The sequence below is a fragment of the Streptosporangium sp. NPDC051022 genome (assembly GCF_040683035.1).
GTDB lineage: Bacteria > Actinomycetota > Actinomycetes > Streptosporangiales > Streptosporangiaceae > Streptosporangium.
This window is the reverse complement of sequence record NZ_JBFBCF010000006.1, coordinates 116,851-136,883: the sequence shown is the minus strand read 5'-3', so window position 1 is coordinate 136,883 and position 20,033 is coordinate 116,851. Positions and strand designations below refer to the sequence as shown.

Sequence of the window (20,033 nt, the reverse complement as noted above, 5' to 3'; positions counted from 1 at the left end):
GTCCGTCCTCGTCCGTCCTCATCCGTCCTCGTTCAACCTTGTCCGACCTCACGGTCGGGGCTGAGAGATACGGGCGGCTGATGTACGGTTCAGCCTATGGCTGAGATCGTGTACCCCCCGGTCATCGGGGTGGCAAGGACCCTGTTCCGCGCGCTGGACCTTCAGATCCGCGTCGAGGGCGCGGAGCGGATCCCGCGGACCGGTGGCGCGGTGCTCGCCAGCAACCACATCAGCTATCTGGACTTCATCTTCGCCGGGCTAGCCGCCCTGCCCGCCAAGCGCCTGGTGCGCTTCATGGCCAAGAAGGAGGTCTTCGACCACCGCGTCTCCGGCCCGCTGATGCGCGGCATGCACCACATCCCGGTCGACCGCGCCGCGGGCGCCGCGGCGTTCGGCGCGGCGCTGAAGTCGCTCAAGGGCGGTGAGGTGGTCGGCGTGTTCGCCGAGGCCACGATCAGCCAGTCCTTCACGGTCAAGGAGATCAAGAACGGCGCCGTCAGGATGGCCGTCGGCGCCAAGGTGCCGCTGGTCCCGATGGCGCTGTGGGGCACCCAGCGGCTGTGGACCAAGGGGCACCCCAAGAAGCTCTTCCAGCGGCACGTCCCCATCACCATCCTGGTCGGCGAGCCGCTGCACCCCAAGCGCGGCGACGACTACGACGCGGTCACCGCCGAGCTGCGCGGCCGCATGGCCGAGCTGCTGGACCGGGCCCAGCGGACCTACCCGGAGATCCCGCCGGGCGCCTGGTGGCAGCCCCGCCATCTCGGCGGCAGCGCCCCCACCCCGGAGGAGGCCGCCAAGCTGGACGCCGCCGAGGCCGAGGAGAGGGCGGCCCGCCACAAGTCGTGAGCAGGTGAGCCGCAAGTGACGTGGTCCACGCTGGCGGCATGAGCGACGCACTTGAGAACCTCGTAGGGGCCTTCCAGCCGACCCCGACCCCGGGCCCGGGACGCACGCCGGGCCCCGTCGGCATGACCATCCTGATGATCTGCTGGCTGGTCACGGGCCTGCTGCCCTTCGTCTTCTCGACGTCGGATCTCAAGCTCGCGACCGGCGAGATCGGCTCTCCGGGCACCCTGGAGATCGTCTCGTGCAAGTCGCTGGGGCAGGGACGCTACGACTGCAAGGGCAGGTTCACCTTCGACCGCGACGGCGAGGTGGTGATGGTGGACGCCTCTCCCGACTCCACGGTGGGAGACGTCAAACGGGCCCAGCTCACCCCCCAGGGCGACCGTGCCGTCCCGACCGGCGCCACCGGTGTCCTCGCCGCGCTCACCCTGCCCTTCCTGGGCGTCGGGGTCCTGGCCTTCCTGCCGTACGTCCTCCTCTACGTCCTGAGGGTACGGCGAGGGCGCCGCGTCGCGGTGATCGCCGGGGCCGTGCTCACGGTCGTCTCGCTCTCGGGCGTCGTCGTCGGCATGGTCGCCGCCTACTCCTGACGGCCCGCCCCTGACGGCCCGTTCCTCGGTTTGCTCCACGGCCCGTTTCTCGGCCTGCTCCATGGTCCGCTCCGTGCCCTGGTTCGCGGCACGGTCCCGGCGGTGCGCGGCCGTGCCCGTCACAGCCGGTCGGCCAGGCGCTCCAGCAGCGGAAGCGCCTCGGCCGGCCTGCGCCGCTCCCCGGCGTCGAGGGTCTCGCCGAGCGCTCGCTCCAACTGCTCGGTGACGGCCTGGGTCCGGTCACCGAGGGCGCGCCGCCCGGCCTCGGTGAGGGAGGTGACGACCCGGCACCCGTCGTCGGGGTCCGCGGCGCGGACGACCAGGCCGCGCCGTACGCGCCTCCCGAGGGGCGGGGCACGCCCCCGGCCCGCGGGAGCGGCGCGGTCATCCGCGAGGCGCCACGGTCAGGTGCGGCTCAGCGCGACCTTCAGGGCGCCGCTGCGCGCGGGGTCGGCGAACACCTCGTAGGCGTGTTCGATGTCGTCGAGCGCGAAGCGATGAGTGATCATGTGTCCGGTGTCGAGCTGCCCGTTGCCCAGCATGGTGAGCAGGGTCGGGGTGGAGAAGGTGTCGACCAGCCCGGTGGTGATGGTGACGTCGCGGATCCACAGGTCCTCCAGGTGGAGCGTGGCGGGCCGCCCGTGGACGCCGATGTTGGCCACGTGCCCGCAGGGGCGGATCAGGGAGGCGCACAGCTCGAAGCTCTCCGGCACGCCGACGGCCTCGATCGCCACGTCGGCGCCCAGGCCGCCGGTCACCGACCGCACCACCTCCAGCGGGTCGTCAGCGGGGGCGACGGTGATGTCGGCGCCGAACCGTTCGGCGGCCCGCAGACGGGGTTCGGCCTTGTCGATCGCGATGACGCGCACCGGTGAGTACAGCCGGGCGGTGAGGATCGCGGCCAGCCCGATCGGCCCCATTCCGACGATGACCACCGTGTCACCGGGCCGGACGCGGCCGTTCAGCACCCCCACCTCGTAGGAGGTGGGCATGATGTCGGCGAGCATGACGACCGCCTCGTCGCCGATCGTCGGGGGAAGCATGTGGGTGGACAGGTCGGCGAACGGCAGCCGGGCGTACTGCGCCTGCACGCCGTCGACGAGGCGGCCGAGGATCCAGCCGCCGCCGCCCAGGCACTGGCCGTACCGTGACCGTCTGCAGTAGAGGCACCTGCCGCAGGCCGAGACGCAGGAGGCCAGCACGCGGTCGCCCGGCCGCAGCTCACTGATGGCGTCGCCCACCTCGACCACGGTGCCCACCGCCTCGTGGCCGAGGATCCGCCCGGGTTCCACCTCCGGGACGTCTCCGCCGAGGATGTGCAGGTCCGTTCCGCATATCGTCACGGTGTCGACCTGGATGATCGCGTCCCACGGGTCCATGATCGTCGGATCGGGCACCTCGGTCCAGGTCTTCCGGCCGGGGCCTTCGTACACCAGAGCCTTCATGTCCTCCTCCAAGCCTCGCTTCCGGGTGAGAACGCGGGACGACGCGGACGGCCGCCGCTCCGGTGGCACTCCGGGCGCGTCGCCCCCTTCCTCCAGCCTGCACGGGGGAGGTGAACGGCCGACAGGCGGGGGACCAAGGTCGGTGGCATCCGGGCCGAAGGGCACTCCCACGGCGGGGACGTTCGCTGGTGGACTGGCAGTGGGGCCGACGGGCCGACGCCGGGAAGGGGGCTCCGTGATGAAGGTGCTGGTGGCCTACGGGTCCAAGCGTGGTTCCACCCGTGAGATCGCCGAGTGGATCGGCCGGGTCCTCACCGAGGAGGGGCTCGACGCGGAGGTCAGGCCCGCCGCCGGAGTACGGGACGTCGACGCCTACGACGCGGTCGTCCTGGGCGGCGCGGTCTATTTCGGCCGCTGGCACCGGCACGCCCGCGCCCTGGCCCGGCGCTGCGCTCGGCAGCTGGCCGAACGTCCCGTCTGGCTGTTCAGCAGCGGGCCGTTACAGGCGATCGGCGGTCGGGACGTGCCCCCGCCGGCCGCCGCGGAGCGGGCCAGACGCAGGATCGGCGCCCGCGAGAACGTCACCTTCGGCGGCTGCCTGCGGGCCGACGCCAGGGGTTTTCCCGCCGCGACCATGGCCAAGACCGCGGCGGGTGACTTCCGCGAGCCGGAGCGGGTGCGCGCCTGGGCGCGCGACATCGCCTACGACCTGAAGGCCGCGGGCTTGGCGCGGTGACCGCCCGCCCGCGAAGCCGTGGTGAGGCTCCAGAGGTCACGGTGAGGCTCTAGAGGTCACACGGTGAGGCCAGAGGTCACGGTGGGGCTCCAGAGGTCACGGTGAGGCCAGAGGTCACGGTGAGGATCGGTGAGGATTCACGAGGCCGCGGTGAGGATTCACGGACGGGCCTCAGTGGCGGATGCGGCGGCCTGACACCTGTTCGGCCTGGACGACGATGAAGTGGTTGCGTTCTCCGGGGGCCCAGGCCGTCCCGACAGCCGGGCGATCTCCGCGGGGGCGGAGACCGCGCGGGCGCGGCCCACGGCGGTGACCGACCAGCCGGTGCGGGCGTGGGGGTTGAAGTCGTCGACCTCGAACGCCACCACGGTGTGGCGGGTGGCGGCGGCCAGTGGACCCAGTGGACCCAGTGGACCCAGTGGACACCGTCGGCGGCCCGCCGTTCAGCCCTCCTGCCCGCGGGTGGTGTCCTCCTGGTCGCAGGCAAGCTCGTCGATCACGTCGACGACCCCGTTGACCTGCTGGATCATCCGTACGGCGATCCAGGCCTCCTTGCGCAGGGTCATCCGCCCGCTCAGCGTGACCACGCCGTCCACGACGGAGACGCGGACACGCGCGGTGTCCATCCACAGGGACCGCGTCAGGACGTCCCGGCGGACCTCGCGCTCGATGTCGGCGTCGGAGCGGACGAACACCTTCAGCAGGTCATGCCGGCTGACGATGCCCGTCAGCCGCCCCCGCCCGTCCAGCACCGGCAGTCGCTTGACGCCGTGGCGCTCCATCAGACGGCCGGCGGCCACCACGGAGGCGTCCATCGGGACGGTGACGGCCGGAGCGGTCATCAGCTCCCTGGCCACCTCCCCCCTGATCCTGTCCGCGATCTTTCCCGGCCCCGGCGGGGAATCCCCGCCGCGGAACCGCTCCCCGCACTCCTCCGTGCGCAACAGGTCGGCCTCCGAGACGACGCCGACCACGTGGCCGTCGCCGTCCAGGACCGGTACGGCACTGACCGCGTGGGCGAGGAGCGTCCCGGCGATGTCCTTGAAGCAGGTCTCCTCGCCGACCGAGACCACTCGCCGGGTCATGACGTCCTTGACGGTGACGTGCATCTTCACCTCCGAACGGGCCGAGGACGGGACGGGCCGGTTCGCCCGCCGGGATCGGTCTCTCGCCGGATCGGCGTCACGGCCGGCGGGCCGGTCCGCCCCACACCTGCAGCGTCGGTCACCGCCGGGCCGCTCGATAGGGTCCAAATGCCCTCCCGGGCAGGGACTGTCGCCTCTAACAGGGCCGCCGGGCCCGGTGTGGGAGCGACGGGAGGGTCGGAAGTCCCTGCCGGTCGGGTCCTTCGGCCGATGCGGAACGGGCCCGGGAGACGGTCGGATGGAGAACAGGGAACCGAGGAGGACGACATGACAGCACATGTGGTGGTGGGCGTCGACGGCTCACCTTCCTCACTGGCGGCGGTGGAGTGGGCCGCGGGCGACGCGGTGCGGCGCGGGTGCGGGCTGCGGATCGTGCACGTGTGCGCGCCGTGGATCCACGACATCCCGCTGCAGACCCCGCCGGGGTTCCGTGACTCCATGAGCGCCTACTGCGGAGAGGTGCTGGAGACCGCGGCCGCCCTGGCCCGTGACCGCGCCCCGCAGCTGCGGGTGGAGGCGGTGCTGGAGACGGGGAAGGCGGCCGAGGTACTGCGGCGCGAGGCCGAGGACGCCGAGCAGCTGGTGCTGGGCGGGCGGGGGCTGGGCGGGTTCACCGGGCTGCTGCTGGGCTCGGTCTGCCTGGCGCTGGCCGGGCGGGTGGCCACCCCGGTGGTGGTGGTGCGGAACATGCCGCGGCACGTCTTCGACGAGATCGTGGTGGGGTTCGACGGTTCGCCCGGATCGGAGGCCGCGCTGGAGTACGCCTTCGAGGAGGCGGTGCTGCGCAAGGCACGGCTGCGGGCGGTGCACGCGCTGGCGGCGCCGGTGCTGGGGCCGTACGCGGCGGCCTACACCTCGCTGATCGACGACGCCTTCGAGATGGCCAAGCGGCTGACGGCCGAGGGGCTCGCGGGCTGGCGGGAGCGGTATCCGCAGGTGGAGGTGGAGCAGACCGTGGTCATCGGGCATCCGGTGGAGGTGATGCGCGAGGCCTCGGAGGCGGCCGATCTGGTCGTCGTCGGTTCGCGGGGGCTGGGCGGGCTGGGGGCGGTGGTGCTGGGGTCGATCGGTCACGGGGTGCTGCACCACGCCCGGTGCCCGGTGGCCGTGATACGCCCCGCGGGACAGGCGTGACCGACGTGCCGCCGATGACGGCCGGCCGGACTTCCCTGCGGTGGAGGGGAGCCGGACCGGTGCCTTCCCGGCACGGTGAAGATCTTGTGAGGGAGACGGTGACGGAGGTGACGTCATGAACGCGCACGCGACCGAGGAGATCACCTCGGCGGTCCACGCGGCGGTCCAGGCCGCGGTGTGGGCGCCGTCGGTGCACAACACCCAGCCGTGGTCGTTCGTCGTCGACGGCGAGGAGATCGCCCTGCGGGCCGACAGCGACAGGGGGCTGCGGACGGGTGACATCATGGGCAGGGAGCGGCTGGTCAGCTGCGGTGCCGCCCTGATGAACATACGGCTCGTGCTGCGCGGTCTCGGCCACGAGGCACGGGTGCGCGTGCTGCCCGACCCCGACCGTCCCGCCCTGCTGGCGACCGTACGGCTGGGCGAGTCCGCCGAAGCCGACGAGCACACCCGGACGCTGTGCGCCCGGATCGAGCACCGCCGCACCCACCGCGCCGGATTCACCGAGACGCCCGTCCCCGACCAGCTCGTCGACGAACTCGTCCAGCAGGCGGCCGCGGAGGGGGCGCGACTGACACCCGTCCGCTCCGAGGCCGCGGTGCGGGCGCTGGCCGCGCTCACCGAGGCGGCCCAGGAGGTGCAGTCCCAGGACCGGCTGTTCACCCTGGAGGTCCTCCGCTGGGCCCGGCCGCCGGGAAGCACCCGCGCGGAGGGGGTGCCGGCCGAGGCCTACCCCCGCGAACCGCGCAGAACCCGCCCGCACTTCGCCCAGCGCGACTACGCCCACGGCCATTCGTGGGGAGGCGAGAGCGACCGGTCCGCAGCCACCTCGACCGGGCTCGTGGCGGTGCTGACCACCCTGTCGGACTCCCGCGAGGACTGGATCACAGCAGGTCAGGCGCTGCAGCGTATCCTGCTGCACGCCGACGCCCACGGGGTTCGCGCGGCCTTCCACACCCAGCCGCTGGAGATGTTCCACCTGCGGGAGTTCATGCGTCAGGAACTGCTGTCGGGGGAGTATCCCCAGATGATCATGCGCCTGGGGTTCACCCCCGACGAGGGCAGGAGTGTCAGGCGGCCGATCGCCGAGGTGCTGGAAGAACGCGGGACGACCTGAAACGGGGTCCGGTACCCACCCCCTCAGCGGTGCCGTCGGCGGAGACCGGCGGTCCCGCCCGGCCGGGCGGGGAGAGACGGGCGGCGTGCCCCGTGCCGCCCGGAGATGTCACGGGGGCAGAAGGAGAACACATGATCGTGGTGGGAGTCGACGGCTCGCGGGTCTCGCTTGAGGCCGTGGGCTGGGCGGTACGGGAGGCCGGGCTGCGCGGCAGCGCGCTGCGCGTCGTGCACGCCATGCCGGCCGGGCCGCTGGAGATGTCCGACGACGCTCCGTACGCGGACGTGGGCCGGTGGATGCGCGACGGCGCCACGTCCACGCTGACCGACGCGCTGGAGCGGGTGCGCGAGGAGGACGGCGGCGTCGAGGTGGAGTCGCTGCTGCTGCCGGGCGACCCCCGGTCGGCCCTCATCGAGGCGGCGAAGGCCGCGGAGCTCCTGGTGGTCGGCAGCCACGGCCTGGGCGGTTTCCGGGGCATGCTGCTGGGGTCGGTCGCGCTGGGGGTGTCCGGGCACACCGCCTGCCCGGTCGCCGTCGTACGGCAGCCGCCCAAGCGCTCCCGCGGTGAGGTGGTCGCCGGGGTCGACGGCTCCTCCGTGGGTGCCGACGCCCTCGGGTTCGCCTTCGCCGAGGCGTCCCTGCGCGGTGTGGGCCTGCGCGCGGTACACGCCTGGAACAGGCCCGTCGTCGGTGGCGGGCCGTTCGCCCTCGCGGACGCCGAGGAGACCGCCCGGGGCGAGCGGCGCGTGCTGGCCGAGGCGCTGGCGGGCTGGGGCGAGCGCTATCCGGACGTCAAGGTCACCGAGCAGCTGGAGCACGGGCACCCGGTGGACGTCCTGCGGGAGGCCTCGGATCGGGCCGACCTGCTGGTCGTGGGATCACGCGGGCGCGGCGACCTGGCCGGGCTGGTGCTGGGCTCGGTGAGCCACGGCGTCCTGCAGCGCGCCGAATGCCCCATCGTCGTCGTTCCCCCCTCCGAGAGGGGTGTTCCCCTCCCCTAGAAGCCTCCTGGAAGGCCGTTCCCCCTCCGGGACGACGGCGTGAACCTCCCGGGGAGAGGCGGGATTCCTCCTCGCCGACCTCCCCGGCCTCGCCGACCTCCCCGGCGGTGCTGGCGGCGGGCGACGCGGCCGGCGGTGACCGCCGCGGCAGGCAGAAGGAGGGGCGTCAGCCGTACGGGGCTTCTAGGCGGGGCCCGTGGAGCCGCGGACGATGAAGCGGACCGGCAGTGTGACGACCTTCGGGGTGACCGATCCACTGCCGATCGCGTCCAGCAGGAGGTTCGCGGCCTCCACGCCGATGTCGCCGTTCGGGATGCGGACCGTGGTCAGCGGGGGGGCGAAGTGGTCGATGAAGGGCATGTCGTTGAATCCGACGAGGCTCAGGTCGTCGGGGCACACGATGCCCCGCTCGCGGAACACGCCGTAGCAGCCGAGCGCGATCATGTCGTTGCCGGCCATCACCGCGGTGAAGGCCCCGGCCTCGTTGCCGTCGAGCAGGCGGCGTAACCCCTTGGCGCCCTCGACCTCGGTCCAGGCGGCGCACTCGGTGATCAGCTCGGGCGCGACCCCGATGTCGTGCGCGGCCAGCGCGTGCTTGTAGGCGGAGAGCCGGCCCGCGCCCGTGGTGGTCGTCAGCGGCCCCGACAGGTACGCGATCCGCCGGTGGCCGAGCCCGACCAGGTGCGCGACGGTCTGCCGGATCCCGCTCACCTCGTCGCCGACGACGGCGAGGGTGGGATGGTCGTCGGTCAGCCGGTTGACGAGCACGAAGGGGATCTCGTCGGCGATGATCCGGGTCAGCAGCGGGTGGTGGCGCAGCGCCGTGCCGATGACCAGGCCGTCGACCTGGCGGTCGCGCAGCGCGCCGTACAGCCGCTCCTCGCGCTCGGCGTTGTTGTCGGTGTCGGCCAGGAGCAGGGTGTAGTCACGCTCGGAGAGCACCCGGTCGACGCCGCGCACCATCGGGGGGAACATCGAGTTGGTGAAGTCGGGGATGAGCATGCCGATCGTGTGGCTCCTGCTCGTGCGCAGGCTGCGGGCGATCGGGTTGGGACGGTAGCCGAGCGCCTTGGCCGCCCGCATGACCCGCTTGGCGGTCGCGGCGTTGACCTTGGAGGCCGTCTCCGGGTTGAGGGCGCGAGAGGCGGTGCCCGGATGCACCCCGGCTTTCTGTGCGACGTCTCGCAGTGTCGGTTTGGCGCCAGGCTCTGTCATGACCCCGCTCCCCGTGGGCTACCAGCCATTTTGCGGCAAAACAGTATTATACGATCACGGCAATCGCTCGCCGTTTCATTGAAAACGCATCCGTCGCGCGGCGCGAGGACCGCCGCCGCGCCCCCGGGCCGGGATCCTTCACCGGAGGCCCGGTGGGGTGCGTCGGTCCGGCCCGGCGGGGCGGCGGCGCCACGCGGATCGTCCCGATCGTCGTCATCGCCGTCACCGCCTCTCCCTTCGCACAGCAATCGATTGTATCCGCCAGCCGGAACTTCTTGACGACTGGATTTATGGCCCCATATGTTGGGCCTGCAAAGGATTGCATGTCAACATAAGGGAGCGGTCGAATGCATCGTCGCATCCAGCCTTCCGACGTCTTCGAGCCGGTCAAGGGTCTCTACTCGCAGGTCATCGCGGTCGCGGAGGGGCCGCGGTACGAGATCGCCGGAACCCTGCCCTACCATCCCGACGGCGGCCTCGACGAGCCGCTCGCCACGCAGGCCCAGGTGGTCATGGACAACCTGGGACGGTCGCTGGCGTCGGCCGGGCTGGAGCGTTCCGACGTCGTGCGCGTCCAGATCTACACGACCCGGATGGACGAGTTCCTGCGGACCGCGCTCGACGTCGTGTTCGGCTGGTTCGGCGACGCGCGCCCCACCTCCACGCTGGTCGAGGTCTCGCGGCTGGCCAACCCGAAGGTGCTCGTGGAGATCGACGCCAGCGCCGTCGGCGTCCCGCGCGGCTCGGCGGAGTAGGCGAACGTGAAGCTCATCAAGGGCGGCCGGCTGCTCACCGGCGAGATCCGCGACGTGCTGGTCGAGGACGGCGTGATCAGCCGGATCGGCGCCGACCTCCCCGCCGGTGACGCCGAGGTCGTCGACGCGGCCGGAAAGCTCGTGGTGCCCGGCCTGGTCGACACCCACCTGCACCTGTGGCAGACCCCGCTGCGCGGGATGACCGCCGACCTCTGGGCCCGCGAGTACTTCCACACCGTGCACCCGATGTCGGAGTACTACACGCCCGAGGACATGTACTGGGCGACGTACGCCGGAGGGCTCGAACTGCTCAGCCACGGTGTCACACAGGTCTTCGACTACTGCCACAGCGCGAACTCCCCCGAGCACGTGGACGCCTCGATCCGCGGCCTGCGCGACGCCGGCATCCGCGCGACGTACGGCTTCGGGCTCTTCGAGCGGGAGGGGGCGACCTACCGGGACCGCGCCCACCGGCTCGACGACCTCGCCCGCGTCGCCGAGGAGGTCCGCGACGACGCCCTGGTCGGCGTCGCGCTGGCGATCGACCACCGATACGACGAGAAGGCGGTCGCCCGGGCGCGCGAGCTGGGACTGGGCATCTCGGTCCACGGCAACCCGGTGGGCCTTCTCGCCGAGTTCGCCGACGCCGGGGCCCTGGCGCCCGACGTGCTCTGGGTGCACGGCAACTACGCCTCGGAGCGGGAGATCGCCGCCCTCGCCGCCTCCGGTGCGTTCCTGTCGTTGACCCCCGACATCGAGATGGGCATGGGCAAGCCCGTGGCCGTCTTCGACCGCGCGGTCCGGGCGGGCGTGCCGATCACCCTGGGCGTCGACGTCGTCAGCTACGCCTGCGCGGACCTGCTCACCCAGATGCGGCTCGCCTACGCGCTGCACCGGCTGCTCGACGGGGAGAAGGAGCGGGCCCGCGGTCACGTGCCGCCGCACCGCGACCTCGACGTCCCCCTGGTCTCGGCGCGCGACGTCGTGCGCTGGGTCACGGTCAACGGGGCCCGGGCGCTCGGCCGTACGGCGACCGGCATCGAGGAGGGCGCGCCCGCCGACGTGATCCTGGTCGAGACCGAGCCGTTCGGCCTGTCCATGGGCGACCCGGCCGGGCACCTCGTCCTGCAGACCACGTCGCGGGACATCGACACCGTGTTCGTCGGCGGTGAGGTCCGCTACACCGCGGGCGGCCTCGTCGGCGTCGACGGCCCGGAGCTCTCGGCCCGCCTGCGGGAGACGCGCGAGCGGCTGCTGAGGACGCGCGACCTGGGCACCACCGCGGGCTGACCACCGATCATTCACTTTGAAGGAGACATATCGTGCGTATCGACGTGCACGCCCACTACTTCCCGACCGAGTACCTCGACCTGCTGGAGAGGTACGGCAGCAAGGACACCGCCGTCGCGCGAGGCCTGTGCGCCGGTGACGACGAGGGCGACATCGACAAGCGCCTGAGGATGATGGACGACGCCGGCGTCGACATGCAGATCCTCTCGGCGACGCCGCAGCTGCCGACGTTCACCGACGAGGCGAACGCCGTCGAGGCCGCCCGGATGGCCAACGACATGTACGCCGACCTGATCAAGCGTCACCCCGACCGCTTCGACGGCTTCGCCGCCACGCCGCTCCCGCACGGCGAGGCGGCCGCCAGGGAGGTCGCGCGCGCGATGGACGACCTCGGCCTGATCGGCGCCACCATCGGTACGGCGGTGCTGGACAGGACCCTCGGCGACCCGTCGTTCGAGCCGCTGTGGGCCGCCCTCGACGAGCGCTCGGCCCCGCTGTTCATCCACGCCTCGGGCAAGGACGCCGACTCGCCGCTCATCTCGGAGCACGGCCTGACCTGGATCGTCGGCGCGCCGTTCGAGGACGCCATCGGCGTGCTGCACTTCGTGCGGGCCGGCATCACCGCCCGCTACCCCAACATCAAGGTGATCGTCGCCCACCTCGGCGGCCCGATCCCGTTCCTGATGCAGCGGATCGACGACAACTACAACCACTGGAAGCAGGCCTTCCCCGACCAGCCGAGCAAGGTCTTCGCCGGCATGTGGTACGACACCGCCAACTTTCACGCGCCCTCGCTGCGCTGCGCGGTCGACACCTTCGGCGAGGACCGGATCATGCTGGGCAGCGACTTCCCCTACTTCCAGAACGATCTCTACACGCGGGCGGCGACCTACGTCGAGAACTCCGGCCTCGGGGAGGGCGTGGCCTCGCGCATCCTCGACCGCAACGCCGTGGATCTCCTCGGCCTCGGCCGCTGACCGACTTCACGCCCGGCCGTTCCAACGAACGGCCGGGCATCTTTTCACCCCGATAGGCAATCGATTGCGAAGGCGGAGACAATGACCAACGTCGGATGGATCGGCTGCGGCCGGATGGGCGCGGCGATGGCGGGCAGGCTGGCCCGCGCCGGAGTGCCGGTGACGGCCTGGAACCGGACCCGGAGCAAGGCCGAGGCGCTCGAACCGCTCGGCGCCTCCGTCGCCGACACCATCGCGGACCTGCGCGACCGGGACGTCGTGTTCACGATGGTCTCGACCCCCGCGGACCTGAAGGAGGTACTGCTCGGCGCGGACGGCCTGCTCGCCGACCCGGAGCGCGTCCCCGGTGCGGTCGTGGACTGCTCCACCGTCTCGATCGAGGCGTCGGCCGAGGTCCGGGTGGCCTGCGACGAGCTCGGCGTCGCCTTCCTCGCCTCGCCCGTGAGCGGCAACGGCAAGGTCGCCGAGACCGGCGGCCTGAGCCTGGTCGTCTCGGGACCCGCCGGCACCTACGGGCGGATCGAGCCGCTGCTCGCCCTGATCGGCAAGTCCGTCACCTACGTCGGCGAGGGCGAGGGCGCCCGCCTGGTGAAGATCGCGCACAACCTGTTCCTCGGCGTGGTCACCCAGTCGCTCGCGGAGATCACCGTGCTCGCGGAGAAGGGCGGCGTCTCCCGCGCGGCGTTCCTGGAGTTCCTCAACGACAGCGTCATGGGCTCGGTGTTCACCCGCTACAAGTCGCCGGCGTTCGTGAACCTCGACTACCTGCCGCCGACGTTCACCCCGATCCTGCTGCGCAAGGACTTCGACCTCGGCCTCGCGGCGGCCCGCCGCCTCGACGTGCCCATGCCGCTGGCGGCCTCGACCGCCCAGCTCGTGCAGGCGTCGGTCGGCAGCGGCCGCGTCGACGAGGACTTCGCCATCCTCCTCGACCTGCAGGCGGCCGCGTCGGGCCTCGAACTCCGCCCCGAGAACGTCGTCGTGGACGACGGCCTCGGCGCGCCGGCGGAGTGACCCCGCCCATGACCGGCCTGCCTCTGCACGCCCCGGGCCACCGGGGCGTGGACTTCGAGACCCGCGTCGACTTCGACCGGCTGCGCTCCTACCGGCTGCGGCGGGCCAAGGAGGCGCTCGACGGCAGCGGGTGCGGGGCGTTCCTGCTGTTCGACGCCTACAACATCCGCTACACGACGCAGACGTGGATCGGCGGCGCGCTGCCGGACAAGATGACCCGGTACGCGTTGCTGACCCGCGGCGGCGACCCGATGCTGTGGGACTTCGGCTCCGCGGCACGCCACCACAGGATGTTCGCCCCCTGGCTCAAGCCGGACGACTGCCACGCGGGCATGCTCGGCCTGCGCGGCGCGATCGCGCCGACCGCCGGGCTCATGGCCGACGCCGTCCGCCAGATCAGAGGACTGCTCGAGGACGCCGGCCTCGCGGACGAGCCCGTCGGCGTCGACATCGTCGAGCCCCCCTTCCTGTTCGAGATGGAACGGCAGGGGCTCAGGGTCGTCGACGCCCAGCAGTCGATGCTCGACGCGCGGCAGATCAAGTCGCAGGACGAGATCATGCTGCTGACCCAGGCCGCCGCGATGGTCGACGGCGTCTACCAGGACATCGTCGAGGCGCTGAAGCCGGGCGTCCGGGAGAACGAGATCGTGGCGCTGGCGAACAAGCGGCTCTACGAGATGGGCTCGGAACAGGTCGAGGCGATCAACGCCGTGTCGGGGGAGCGCTGCAACCCGCACCCGCACAACTTCACCGACCGCATCATCCGCCCGGGCGACCAGGCGTTCTTCGACATCATCCACGCGTTCAACGGTTACCGGACCTGCTACTACCGCACCTTCAGCGTGGGGAGCGCGACGGCGGCCCAGCGCGGCGCGTACGCCAGGGCGCGCGAGTGGATGGACGCCTCGATCCAGATGATCAAGCCCGGTGTCGGCACCGACGAGGTCGCCCTCGTCTGGCCCGCCGCCCCCGAGTTCGGCTTCGCCGACGAGATGGCGGCGTTCGGCCTGCAGTTCGGCCACGGCCTCGGCCTCGGCCTGCACGAGCGGCCGATCATCTCGCGCCTCAACAGCCTCAGGGAGCCGATCGAGCTCAAACCCGGCATGGTCTTCGCGCTGGAGACCTACTGCCCGGCCGACGACGGGTTCTCCGCGGCGCGCATCGAGGAGGAGGTCGTGGTCACCGAGAACGGCGCCCGCCTCCTGACGCTGTTCCCGGCGCAGGACCTGTTCGTCGCCAACCCCTACTGATCACAGGGAGCACCGATGCCATCAACCGACCTCGCGACCGGCCTGTTCATCGACGGCGAGTTCGTCGACGCGGGTAAGGCCGGCCGCTTCGACGTCCACGACCCCGCTACGGGTGAGGTCATCGCCTCCGTCGCCGACGGGGAGGTGACCGACGCCCTCCTCGCCGTCGACGCGGCGGCCGCCGCGGCGGCCGCGTGGGCCGCCACCGCTCCCCGCGAGCGGAGCCGGATCCTGCTGCGCGCCTTCGACCTCACGACCGAGCGGGCCGAGGAGCTCGCCCGGCTGATCTCCCGCGAGAACGGCAAGGCGATGCCCGACGCCCGCGCCGAGGTCGCCTACGCCGCCGAGTTCTTCCGCTGGTACGGCGAGGAGGCCGTCCGGGCCCTGGGATCGCTTGCGACCGCGCCCGGCGGCACCAACAAGATCATGGTGACGCACCGGCCGGTCGGCGTCTGCGTCCTGGTGACGCCCTGGAACTTCCCGGCGGCGATGGCCACCCGGAAGATCGGCCCCGCCCTGGCCGCCGGATGCACGGTGGTGCTCAAACCGGCGAGCGAGACCCCGCTCACGGCGCTGGCCATGGCGGAGATCCTCACCGAGGCCGGTGTGCCCGCCGGGGTGGTCAACGTGGTGACCAGCCGCCGCTCGGGCGCGGTCGTCTCGGCGATGCTGCACGACCCGCGGGTGCGCAAGCTGTCCTTCACCGGCTCCACCGAGATCGGCCGGGTGCTGCTGCACGAGGCCGCCGACAACGTCGTGAACACCTCGATGGAGCTCGGCGGCAACGCGCCCTTCCTGGTCTTCGCCGACGCCGACCTCGACGCCGCCGTCGACGGCGCGATGATCGCCAAGATGCGCAACGGCGGTTCGGCGTGCACGGCGGCGAACCGCTTCCACGTCGAGGCGCCCGTCGCCGAGGAGTTCACCCGGCGCCTGGCCGCGCGCATGGCGGAGCTCAGGCTCGGGCCCGGCACCGACGAGGCCTCCCAGGTCGGCCCGCTGGTCAACGAGGACACCGTCGCCAAGGTCGGCGAACTGGTCGAGGGCGCGGTCGCGGCCGGGGCCAGGGTGGTCACCGGAGGCGGGCGCCCGGACCGGGCGGGCTGCTACTACGAGCCGACCGTGCTCGCCGACGTCTCCCCAGACGCGCGGATCCTCCGCGAGGAGATCTTCGGGCCGGTCGCGCCGATCGTCGTCTTCGAGACCGAGGCCGAGGCCGTCGAGGCGGCCAACGACACGGAGTACGGCCTGGTCGCCTACGTCTACACCGGGGACCTCGCACGCGGGCTCCGGGTCGGCGAGGCGCTCGAATTCGGCATGATCGGCCTGAACCGCGGCCTGGTCAGCGACCCGGCCGCGCCGTTCGGCGGCGTCAAGCAGAGCGGCATCGGCCGCGAGGGCGGGCACGAGGGGCTGATGGACTACCTCGAGTCGAAGTACGTCGCGGTGCGGTGGTGAGCGGGCTCCCCGGCCTCAGGAGGGTCGACCACATCGGCATCACGGTGCCGGACCTGGACCAGGCGTGCCGGTGGCTCGTCGACGTCCTCGGCTGCGAGTACATGTACACCCTCGGCCCGTACCGCGACGACGACGGGCCGTGGATGGAGGAGCACCTCAACGTCCACCCGCGCGCGGTGATGGAGGAGCTCCGCCTCCTGCGCTGCGGGAACGTCACGCTGGAGGTCTTCCAGTACGCCGCGCCCGCCCGGCGCCGCGTGCCGCCACGCAACAGCGACGCCGGCGGCCACCACGTCGCGCTCTACGTCGACGACCTCGACGCGGCGGTGGCGCACCTGAGGAGGCACGACGTCGCCGTCCTCGCCGGGCCGACGGCCAGCAGGGGACCGAGCGAGGGCCAGCGCTGGATCTACTTCCTGGCCCCCTGGGGGACGCAGTTCGAACTCGTGTCCTACCCCGGCGGCAAGGCGTTCGACCGGGGAGAGGGGAGACAGGCATGACCACGCGGGAGGACCTCACGCCCGAGGCGCCCTGGGTGCGGATCGGCACGACGGACGCCGACTGGGACGACGCGGACCCGGCGCTGCTGCGCACGATGCTCGACCAGATGACGCTGATCCGCTCCTTCGAGGAGTACGTCCTCGAACTGGCCGGCGCGGGACTCGTGCACGGCCCCGCCCACTCCAGCGTCGGCCAGGAGGCCGGCGCGGTCGGCTCGGTGCTCGCGCTCACCTCGGCCGACACGGTCAACGGCTCGCACCGCGGCCACCACCAGTTCCTCGCCAAGGCGATCCACCACGTCGCCCCCGGCCTCGACCTGCTCGCGCCGCTCACCGCGGACCTGCGGGAGGTACTGCTGCGCACGCTGGCGGAGATCTGCGGCCTGGCCCGCGGCTTCAGCGGCGGCCGGGGCGGGTCGATGCACCTGCAGTGGCTCGACGCGGGGGCGATCGGCACCAACGCGATCGTCGGCGGCGGCGTGCCCGTCGCCGCCGGCTACGCCTGGGCGCACCGCTTCGCCGGTACCCGGGACGTGTCCGTGACCTACTTCGGCGACGGCGCGGTCAACATCGGCTCGACGCTGGAGACGTTCAACCTCGCGGGAGCCTGGCGGCTGCCGGTCTGCTTCTTCATCGAGAACAACCAGTACGCCGTCTCCACGCACGTCAGCGAGGCGACCGCCGAGCCGCGCCTGTCGGCCCGCGGCCCGGCCTTCAACATCGCCAGCTGGAAGGTCGACGGGATGGACCCGCTCGCCGTCCACCTGACGATGCGGGCCGCGGTCGAGCACATGCGCGAGGGGCGGGGACCGGTGGTCGTCGAGGCCGACGTCTACCGCTACTTCCACCAGAACGGCGCCTTCCCCGGCAGCGCGTTCGGCTACCGGGGCAAGGACGAGGAGGCCGAGTGGCGCGCCCGCGACCCGATCGCGCAGGTCTCCCGCCACCTCCTGCGGCGCGGCATCCGCACCGAGCGGCAGATCGCCGAGGCGACTGCGGCCGCCAAGGCCGTGATGGCCGAGCTCGGCGACGTCCTGCTCGAACCGCTGCCCGGCGGCAAGCCGGGACAGCGGCGGATCAAACCGGCCGAGTGGCCCGATCCCGCGTTCACCGAGACCGGGATCCGGGGCGACCTGAGCGAGTTCGACGGCGCCTACGTCGCCGACACAGACTCCTTCACGGGCGAGATCGAGGAACAGAGGTTCATCGGCGCCGTGGCCGGGGTCATGCGGCGCCGGATGGAGACCGACCCGTCCGTCGTCGTCATGGGGGAGGACGTGCACCGCCTCAACGGCGGCACCAACGGGGCGACCCGCGGCCTCCGCGAGGCGTTCCCCGATCGCGTGCTCGGCACGCCGATCAGCGAGAACGCCTTCGCCGGGCTCGGCGGCGGCATCGCCCTCGACGGCCGCTACAGGCCGGTCGTCGAGTTCATGTACGCCGACTTCATGTGGGTGGCCGCCGACCAGCTCTTCAACCAGATCGGCAAGGCCCGGCACATGTTCGGCGGCCGTTCCGACGTCCCCCTGGTCCTGCGCAGCAAGGTCGCCATGGGCACCGGATACGGCTCGCAGCACTCCATGGACCCCGCGGGCGTCTTCGCCACCAACCCCGGCTGGCGGATCGTCGCCCCCTCCACGCCGTTCGACTACGTCGGCCTGATGAACGCCGCGCTGCGCTGCAAGGACCCGGTCGTCGTCCTCGAACACGTGGACCTCTACAACAGCACCGGCCCCGGACCGGTCGACGACCTCGACTACTGCCTGCCCGTCGGCAGGGCCGCCGTCCGCCGTACGGGCCGGGACCTGACGATCCTCACCTACCTGCAGATGACCAACTTCGTGCTGGAGGCCGTGGAGCAGGTGCCCGGCGTCGACGCCGAGGTGATCGACCTGCGCTGGCTCGACCGGGCCAGCATCGACTGGGACACCATCGGCGAGAGCGTCCGCAAGACGAACAACGTGCTGATCGCCGAGCAGGGCAGCGTCGGCGCGTCGTATGGCGGATGGCTGGGCGACGAGATCCAACGCCGTTTCTTCGACTGGCTCGACTCACCGGTCATGCGGGTGACCGGAGGCGAGGCCTCGCCGAGCATCAGCAAGGTGCTGGAGCGGGCCGCCATCGCCCAGACCGCCGAGGTGGTCGCCAGACTCGGCGAGTTCGAGGGAGGACGGTCCGATGGCTGAGCTGATGCGGATGCCCGAGGTGCTCGCCGGCTCCACCGAGGCGGTCGTGCAGGGCTGGAGCGTGCCGATCGGCCAGGAGTTCGCGGCCGGGGACGTCATCGCGACCGTGGAGACCGAGAAGGCCGTCGTCGACGTCGAGGCGGAGCGCGACGGCGTGCTGCTGAGGGTGCTGGTGCCCGACGGCGCCTCCGTCGACGTGGGCGCGCCGATCGCGGTGATCGGCGAGCGTGGCGAGACCGTCGCCGCCGCCGACGCGCTCGCCGCCGGATGGGGGATCGACGCCCCGGAACCGCCCGGGACTCCGGAACCGCCCGAGACCCGGGCCGCGGCGCCACAGCCGGATCCGGCGTCGCAGTCGCAGTCGCAGTCGCAGTCGCAGCCGCAGCCGCAGCCGGTGCCGGTATCGGCGCCGGCGCCGGTCCCGGAGCCCGGACCGGCCGGGCGTGTCCTGGCCAGCCCGCTGGCGCGCAGGCTGGCCAGGGAGAACGGGCTGGCCGTCGAGCGCATCGACGGCTCGGGACCGTACGGCCGCATCGTCCGGCGCGACGTCGAGGCCGCGATCGCCGCGGCCGGCGCCGCCGTTCCGGACGGTCCCGAGTCCGACGGTCCCGTCCGGGACGGTTCCGCCCCGGCCGGTCCGATCCGGGATCGTTCCGTTACGGACGGCTCCGCCTTCGTCGACGAGCCGCACTCGCGGATCCGGCGGGCGGTGGCCAGGCGGCTCACCGCGAGCAAGCAGGAGGCCCCGCACTTCTACCTGCGGGCCACCTGCCGGGTGGACCGGCTGCTCGAACTGCGGCGCGAGATCAACGAGCACGCCCCGGTGCGGGTGTCGGTCAACGACCTGGTGATCAAGGCCGCGGCTCGCGCGCACACGCTCGTCCCCGAGCTGAACGTGATCTGGACCGGCGACGCCGTACGGAGGTTCACCTCGGTGGACGTCTCCGTCGCGATCGCCACCGATCGTGGCCTGCTCACACCGGTCGTCCGCCGGGCGGACGAACTGTCCCTGACGGCCCTGGCGGCCGCGGTCCGGGACCTGCGTGACCGCGGAGAGCGGGGCCGGCTCAGGCAGGACGAGCTCGAGGGCGGCGCGCTGAGCGTCACGAACCTCGGCATGTTCGGCACCGAGGAGTTCACGGCCATCCTGAACCCGCCGCAGTCGGCGATCCTGGCCGTCGGCGCGGCCCGCCAGGAGGCGGTCGTCGAGGACGGCCGGCTCGTGGCGGCCACCGTCATGCGGGTGACGCTCTCGGTCGACCACCGCCCGGTGGACGGCGTCGTGGCGGCCCGCTGGCTCCAGGCGTTCGTCCGTTCCGTGGAACACCCGCTCACCCTGCTCATCTGACGTTCACCCGACCGGCAAGACTG

General features: G+C 72.2%; 19 protein-coding genes. 15 read left to right on the top strand and 4 right to left on the bottom strand.

The window, feature by feature from the left end; all coding sequences use genetic code 11:
* The first annotated feature begins 96 nt into the window (after window positions 1-96).
* A complete protein-coding gene (locus AB0N02_RS13480; RefSeq protein ID WP_363945596.1) occupies window positions 97-849 on the top strand; it encodes a lysophospholipid acyltransferase family protein in 753 nt (250 codons plus the stop codon).
* A gap of 38 nt (window positions 850-887) precedes the next feature.
* Window positions 888-1,439: a hypothetical protein gene (locus tag AB0N02_RS13475; protein ID WP_363945594.1), complete on the top strand. Its 552-nt coding sequence runs from the start codon at window positions 888-890 to the stop codon at window positions 1,437-1,439.
* 404 nt (window positions 1,440-1,843) lie between these two features.
* Here the strand turns inward: AB0N02_RS13475 and AB0N02_RS13470 are convergent, their stop codons facing one another.
* Window positions 1,844-2,884, bottom strand: coding sequence for an alcohol dehydrogenase catalytic domain-containing protein (locus AB0N02_RS13470; RefSeq protein WP_363945592.1), 1,041 nt, complete (start codon window positions 2,882-2,884; stop codon window positions 1,844-1,846).
* Between the two features lie 238 nt (window positions 2,885-3,122).
* Between AB0N02_RS13470 and AB0N02_RS13465 the strand changes: the two genes are divergently transcribed.
* Window positions 3,123-3,620, top strand: a complete 498-nt coding sequence (locus AB0N02_RS13465; protein ID WP_363945591.1) for a flavodoxin domain-containing protein — start codon at window positions 3,123-3,125, stop codon at window positions 3,618-3,620.
* A gap of 158 nt (window positions 3,621-3,778) precedes the next feature.
* Here the strand turns inward: AB0N02_RS13465 and AB0N02_RS13460 are convergent, their stop codons facing one another.
* Entirely contained in the window at window positions 3,779-3,985 is a 207-nt protein-coding gene (locus tag AB0N02_RS13460) for a hypothetical protein (protein ID WP_363945919.1), read from the bottom strand.
* A 78-nt stretch (window positions 3,986-4,063) separates the two neighbouring features.
* A complete protein-coding gene (locus AB0N02_RS13455; protein ID WP_363945590.1) occupies window positions 4,064-4,729 on the bottom strand; it encodes a CBS domain-containing protein in 666 nt (221 codons plus the stop codon).
* 303 nt (window positions 4,730-5,032) lie between these two features.
* Between AB0N02_RS13455 and AB0N02_RS13450 the strand changes: the two genes are divergently transcribed.
* The 3 genes from AB0N02_RS13450 (at window position 5,033) to AB0N02_RS13440 (ending at window position 8,017) form a co-directional block, all read left to right on the top strand.
* Window positions 5,033-5,899 carry a universal stress protein gene (locus tag AB0N02_RS13450; RefSeq protein ID WP_363945589.1) on the top strand — a complete coding sequence of 289 codons (867 nt, stop codon included), beginning with the start codon at window positions 5,033-5,035 and terminating at the stop codon, window positions 5,897-5,899.
* A gap of 115 nt (window positions 5,900-6,014) precedes the next feature.
* The gene (locus tag AB0N02_RS13445; protein WP_363945588.1) at window positions 6,015-7,016 is read left to right on the top strand and encodes a nitroreductase family protein; all 1,002 of its coding nucleotides are present in this window, start codon (window positions 6,015-6,017) and stop codon (window positions 7,014-7,016) included.
* Between the two features lie 131 nt (window positions 7,017-7,147).
* The gene (locus AB0N02_RS13440) at window positions 7,148-8,017 is read left to right on the top strand and encodes a universal stress protein (RefSeq protein WP_363945587.1); all 870 of its coding nucleotides are present in this window, start codon (window positions 7,148-7,150) and stop codon (window positions 8,015-8,017) included.
* A 183-nt stretch (window positions 8,018-8,200) separates the two neighbouring features.
* On the opposite strand, the gene AB0N02_RS13435 is transcribed toward AB0N02_RS13440, so the two are convergent.
* Window positions 8,201-9,232, bottom strand: a complete 1,032-nt coding sequence (locus tag AB0N02_RS13435; protein WP_363945586.1) for a LacI family DNA-binding transcriptional regulator — start codon at window positions 9,230-9,232, stop codon at window positions 8,201-8,203.
* Window positions 9,233-9,579: 347 nt separating this feature from the next.
* Between AB0N02_RS13435 and AB0N02_RS13430 the strand changes: the two genes are divergently transcribed.
* The 9 genes from AB0N02_RS13430 (at window position 9,580) to AB0N02_RS13390 (ending at window position 20,010) form a co-directional block, all read left to right on the top strand.
* Entirely contained in the window at window positions 9,580-9,987 is a 408-nt protein-coding gene (locus AB0N02_RS13430) for a Rid family hydrolase (RefSeq protein ID WP_363945585.1), read from the top strand.
* A gap of 6 nt (window positions 9,988-9,993) precedes the next feature.
* Window positions 9,994-11,277, top strand: coding sequence for an amidohydrolase family protein (locus AB0N02_RS13425; RefSeq protein WP_363945584.1), 1,284 nt, complete (start codon window positions 9,994-9,996; stop codon window positions 11,275-11,277).
* A 32-nt stretch (window positions 11,278-11,309) separates the two neighbouring features.
* Window positions 11,310-12,254 carry an amidohydrolase family protein gene (locus AB0N02_RS13420; protein ID WP_363945583.1) on the top strand — a complete coding sequence of 315 codons (945 nt, stop codon included), beginning with the start codon at window positions 11,310-11,312 and terminating at the stop codon, window positions 12,252-12,254.
* Window positions 12,255-12,335: 81 nt separating this feature from the next.
* Window positions 12,336-13,268, top strand: coding sequence for an NAD(P)-dependent oxidoreductase (locus AB0N02_RS13415; RefSeq protein WP_363945582.1), 933 nt, complete (start codon window positions 12,336-12,338; stop codon window positions 13,266-13,268).
* Window positions 13,269-13,276: 8 nt separating this feature from the next.
* A complete protein-coding gene (locus AB0N02_RS13410) occupies window positions 13,277-14,518 on the top strand; it encodes a Xaa-Pro peptidase family protein (RefSeq protein ID WP_363945581.1) in 1,242 nt (413 codons plus the stop codon).
* A gap of 15 nt (window positions 14,519-14,533) precedes the next feature.
* Window positions 14,534-15,976: an NAD-dependent succinate-semialdehyde dehydrogenase gene (locus tag AB0N02_RS13405; protein WP_363945580.1), complete on the top strand. Its 1,443-nt coding sequence runs from the start codon at window positions 14,534-14,536 to the stop codon at window positions 15,974-15,976.
* Complete coding sequence (locus AB0N02_RS13400) at window positions 15,973-16,476, top strand: VOC family protein (RefSeq protein ID WP_363945579.1); 504 nt, start codon at window positions 15,973-15,975, stop codon at window positions 16,474-16,476. Before AB0N02_RS13405 ends, AB0N02_RS13400 begins: the two co-directional genes overlap by 4 nt.
* Window positions 16,473-18,662, top strand: a complete 2,190-nt coding sequence (locus AB0N02_RS13395; RefSeq protein ID WP_363945578.1) for a thiamine pyrophosphate-dependent enzyme — start codon at window positions 16,473-16,475, stop codon at window positions 18,660-18,662. Before AB0N02_RS13400 ends, AB0N02_RS13395 begins: the two co-directional genes overlap by 4 nt.
* Window positions 18,655-20,010, top strand: a complete 1,356-nt coding sequence (locus tag AB0N02_RS13390; RefSeq protein WP_363945577.1) for a dihydrolipoamide acetyltransferase family protein — start codon at window positions 18,655-18,657, stop codon at window positions 20,008-20,010. Before AB0N02_RS13395 ends, AB0N02_RS13390 begins: the two co-directional genes overlap by 8 nt.
* Window positions 20,011-20,033: the final 23 nt, after the last annotated feature.

Coding starts and splice junctions, on each gene's coding strand:
- AB0N02_RS13480 (WP_363945596.1), top strand. CDS start 97: ATGGCTGAGATCGTGTACCCCCCGGTCATCGGGGTGGCAAGGACCCTG.
- AB0N02_RS13475 (WP_363945594.1), top strand. CDS start 888: ATGAGCGACGCACTTGAGAACCTCGTAGGGGCCTTCCAGCCGACCCCG.
- AB0N02_RS13470 (WP_363945592.1), bottom strand. CDS start 2,884: ATGAAGGCTCTGGTGTACGAAGGCCCCGGCCGGAAGACCTGGACCGAG.
- AB0N02_RS13465 (WP_363945591.1), top strand. CDS start 3,123: ATGAAGGTGCTGGTGGCCTACGGGTCCAAGCGTGGTTCCACCCGTGAG.
- AB0N02_RS13455 (WP_363945590.1), bottom strand. CDS start 4,729: ATGCACGTCACCGTCAAGGACGTCATGACCCGGCGAGTGGTCTCGGTC.
- AB0N02_RS13450 (WP_363945589.1), top strand. CDS start 5,033: ATGACAGCACATGTGGTGGTGGGCGTCGACGGCTCACCTTCCTCACTG.
- AB0N02_RS13445 (WP_363945588.1), top strand. CDS start 6,015: ATGAACGCGCACGCGACCGAGGAGATCACCTCGGCGGTCCACGCGGCG.
- AB0N02_RS13440 (WP_363945587.1), top strand. CDS start 7,148: ATGATCGTGGTGGGAGTCGACGGCTCGCGGGTCTCGCTTGAGGCCGTG.
- AB0N02_RS13435 (WP_363945586.1), bottom strand. CDS start 9,232: ATGACAGAGCCTGGCGCCAAACCGACACTGCGAGACGTCGCACAGAAA.
- AB0N02_RS13430 (WP_363945585.1), top strand. CDS start 9,580: ATGCATCGTCGCATCCAGCCTTCCGACGTCTTCGAGCCGGTCAAGGGT.
- AB0N02_RS13415 (WP_363945582.1), top strand. CDS start 12,336: ATGACCAACGTCGGATGGATCGGCTGCGGCCGGATGGGCGCGGCGATG.
- AB0N02_RS13410 (WP_363945581.1), top strand. CDS start 13,277: ATGACCGGCCTGCCTCTGCACGCCCCGGGCCACCGGGGCGTGGACTTC.
- AB0N02_RS13405 (WP_363945580.1), top strand. CDS start 14,534: ATGCCATCAACCGACCTCGCGACCGGCCTGTTCATCGACGGCGAGTTC.
- AB0N02_RS13395 (WP_363945578.1), top strand. CDS start 16,473: ATGACCACGCGGGAGGACCTCACGCCCGAGGCGCCCTGGGTGCGGATC.
- AB0N02_RS13390 (WP_363945577.1), top strand. CDS start 18,655: ATGGCTGAGCTGATGCGGATGCCCGAGGTGCTCGCCGGCTCCACCGAG.